The 3171-nt window shown below is 73.7% G+C and carries 3 protein-coding genes; 1 reads left to right on the top strand and 2 read right to left on the bottom strand.

Going from position 1 to position 3171, the window contains the following annotated elements; genetic code table 11:
* The first annotated feature begins 211 nt into the window (after positions 1-211).
* Positions 212-1354: a PA0069 family radical SAM protein gene (locus COGEMETH_RS21255; RefSeq protein WP_238184601.1), complete on the top strand. Its 1143-nt coding sequence runs from the start codon at positions 212-214 to the stop codon at positions 1352-1354.
* Positions 1355-1432: 78 nt separating this feature from the next.
* Here the strand turns inward: COGEMETH_RS21255 and rnhB are convergent, their stop codons facing one another.
* Positions 1433-2038, bottom strand: a complete 606-nt coding sequence (rnhB, locus tag COGEMETH_RS21250; protein WP_238184599.1) for a ribonuclease HII — start codon at positions 2036-2038, stop codon at positions 1433-1435.
* Between the two features lie 39 nt (positions 2039-2077).
* Complete coding sequence (locus tag COGEMETH_RS21245) at positions 2078-3139, bottom strand: glycosyltransferase family 4 protein (protein ID WP_238184602.1); 1062 nt, start codon at positions 3137-3139, stop codon at positions 2078-2080.
* Positions 3140-3171 lie beyond the last annotated feature (32 nt).

Raw genomic sequence — 3171 nt, 5'->3', positions numbered from 1 at the left:
TCGCCCGGCCGGGCGAGATAGGTCAGCGCGGAGATCATGCGCGCCGATAACCCATTTTCGCGGCTGGGAAACCCGTCGCCGTGACGCGCCGGGCCGAGCGTTGCCGCAAGCCCACGCTCGCGGGCCGACCTGCCCGAAATTGAGGCGTGTCGGACGGCTATCGTTCCTGTTATGTTCTAGCTTGGTCGTATCGGGCGAGGGGAGAGGCCGGATGACACGCGAGCGGGCGGCTCCCGGCACCGAATCGTTTCCCCAGCGCCGGCTCGCGGCGAGCACCCGGCCCGACGGGCCGGCGCGCGGGCGGGGGGCGACGGCCAACCCGGAGGGCCGCTTCGGGGCGGCGCGCCGGGAGATCGCCGACGACGGCTGGGGGCCGGCGGAGGCACCGGCCCCGCGCACGGAAGTCATTGTGGAGCGGGCGCGGAGCATCATCACCCGCAACGCCTCGCCCGACATCCCCTTCGACCGCTCGATCAACCCCTATCGCGGCTGCGAGCACGGCTGCATCTACTGCTTCGCCCGGCCGAACCACGCCTATGTCGGGCTCTCGCCGGGCCTCGATTTCGAGACGAAGCTCTTCACCAAGCCGGATGCCGCCCGCCTGCTGGCGCGGGAACTCTCGGCGCCGGGCTACCATCCGCGCACCATCGCGCTCGGCACCGCCACGGACCCCTACCAGCCGATCGAGCGCGAGCACCGCATCACCCGCGCGGTGCTGGAGGTGCTGGCCCGCTTCCGCCACCCGGTCGGGATCGTGACGAAGTCGAACCTCGTCACCCGCGATGTGGACATTCTCGCCGCGATGGCGCGGGAGCGCCTGGTCAAGGTCGCAATCTCCGTCACGACGCTCGATCCGGGTCTTGCCCGAAAGATGGAGCCCCGCGCGCCGCATCCGCGAAAACGCCTGGAGGCGATCCGGCGGCTCAGCGAGGCCGGCGTGCCGGTGATGGTGATCGTGGCGCCGATCATCCCGTCGCTCAACGACCACGAGATCGAGGCGATCCTGGCCGAGGCCCGGGCCTGCGGGGCCGGCGAGGCGAGCCACGTCCTGCTGCGCCTGCCGCACGAGGTGAAGGACCTCGTCGCCGACTGGTTCGCGCAACATTATCCGGGCCGGCAGCGCCACGTCTTCTCGCTGATCGGACAGGCCCGCGGCGGCCGCGAGAACGATCCCGCCTTCGGCAGCCGCATGGTCGGGGAGGGGGCCTATGCCCGGCTGATCGGCCAGCGGATGCGTCTGGCCAAGGCCCGGCTCGGCTTCAGCCGCGAGCGCGTCACCCTGGAGGCGGGTGCCTTCCGGGTGCCCGGCGCGCAGCTGTCCCTGTTCGATCGTGCCGGGGAGCCCTCGTCCTGAGTGTCTCTCACAAGACTCCCGCTGCGCCGTCGTGGCCAGAGGGAGAACTCCCCGTGATCGGACGTTTTGTGAGCTGCACTAGAACGGGGCCGCGAAGCCGCGGGTGAAGCTGAGGCGGTGGTGCGGGGAGCGGCCGCGCGCGGCCAGGCCCGCGCGGTGGGCGGCAGTGCCGTAGCCGACGTTGCGCTCCCAGGCGTAATGGGGATGGCGCAGGGCCAAGGTGCGCATCAGGCCATCGCGAAACGTCTTGGCGACGATGGAGGCCGCGGCCACCTGCGGCACCAGCCGGTCGCCGCCGACCACCGCCCGGCAGGGCTGGGTCAGGCCGGGGATGGGGTCGCGCCCGTCCACCGCCACGGGGGCGTCGATCCCGAGCCGCCGGACCGCGCGGCGCATGGCATCCAGCGTAGCGCCGCGGACGTTGATCCGGTCGATCAGCTCGCGCGAGCCCGCCGCCACAGCGACGCGGGCGTGCAGGCGGATCAGGGGGGTCAGCGCCTCGCGGACGGCCTGCGGCACGCGCTTGCTGTCGTCGAGCCGGGCCAGCAGCGCCGGCGGGATCGCTTGGGGGTCGAACCAGACGGCCGCCACGACCACCGGGCCGCACAGCGCCCCGCGGCCGACCTCGTCGCAGCCGGTCAGGGCGGGGTAGTCGGCGGCGCGGGTCGGGTCGAAGGGCGGCATCCCCGCCTCTTGGCATCTCAGGCCGCGGCCGTCACCGCCTCAGCCGAAGGCCGGGACCGGCGCGGGCAGGGGGCCCGTCCCGCGGGCATGCGCGCTCTCGATGTTGGCGTAGAACTGCCGCGCGCTCTCGGCCCAGGTGTAGCGCAGGGCCTCGGCCCGGCACAGGTCGCGCGGCACGGCGAGCGCGGCAAGCGCCGCCGCCCGCAGGTCCCGGTCGAGGATGCCGGTCCGCGTGCCGCCGATGACGTCGAGGGGCCCCGTGACGGGAAAGGCCGCCACCGGGGTGCCGCAGGCGAGCGCCTCCAGGAGAACGATGCCGAAGGTGTCGGTCAGGCTCGGGAAGACGAAGGCGTCGCTTCCCGCATAGAGGGCGGCGAGGTCCCGCCCGGTGCGCGTCCCGAGGAAGCGGGCCGCGGGCGCCAGGGCCGCAAGGCGCACCCGGTCGGGCCCGTCGCCGACCACGACCTTGCTCCCCGGAAGGTCGAGGCGGAGGAAGGCCTCGACGTTCTTCTCCACCGCGAGCCGCCCGACGAACAGGAAGACCGGGCGAGGCAGGTGCTCCAGCTCCGCCGGCATCGCCTCGCCCGTGGCGCGCGGCCGGAACAGGCTGGTGTCGACGCCGCGGGTCCAGCGCATCAGGTTGGCAAAGCCGCGCCCGGCGAGGTCCCGCTCCAGGGAGGGCGTGCTGACCATGGTGCCGGCCGCAGCCCCGTGGAATCGCCGCAGCCAGGCGTAGCTCCAGGATTCCGGCACGGGCGCCCGCGCGGCGAGGTATTCGGGAAACCGGGTGTGGTAGCTCGTGGTGAAGGGCCGGCGCGAGGCGAGGCAGTAGCGGCGCGTGGCGTAGCCGACCGTGCCCTCGGTGGCGATGTGGACGTGCGTCGGCGAAAGCCCCGCCCAGCGGGCGGCGACCTTGCGGCGCGTGGCGTGCGCGAGGCGGATCTCGGGGTAGCCGGGCAGCGGCACCGAGCGGAAGTCGTTGTGCGTCAGCAGCACCGTGTCGAAGCCGAGCCCGCGCCCGGCCTCGGCCATGTGTTCGAGGGAGCGCACGACCCCGTTGACCTGCGGCCGCCACGCGTCGGTGGCGATGAGCAGCCTCACGCGACGGCCCGGCGGCCGGGCAGGGCCTCGGC

The sequence above is a fragment of the Methylobacterium trifolii genome (genome assembly GCF_022179685.1).
Classification (GTDB): domain Bacteria; phylum Pseudomonadota; class Alphaproteobacteria; order Rhizobiales; family Beijerinckiaceae; genus Methylobacterium; species Methylobacterium trifolii.
The sequence above is the reverse complement of the archived record's forward strand: the minus strand, read 5'-3'. Positions and strand labels throughout refer to the sequence as shown.

Bases quoted from the DNA above. Each gene is read 5' to 3' on its own strand.
- COGEMETH_RS21255 (WP_238184601.1), top strand. From the start codon at position 212: ATGACACGCGAGCGGGCGGCTCCCGGCACCGAATCGTTTCCCCAGCGC.
- rnhB (WP_238184599.1), bottom strand. From the start codon at position 2,038: ATGCCGCCCTTCGACCCGACCCGCGCCGCCGACTACCCCGCCCTGACC.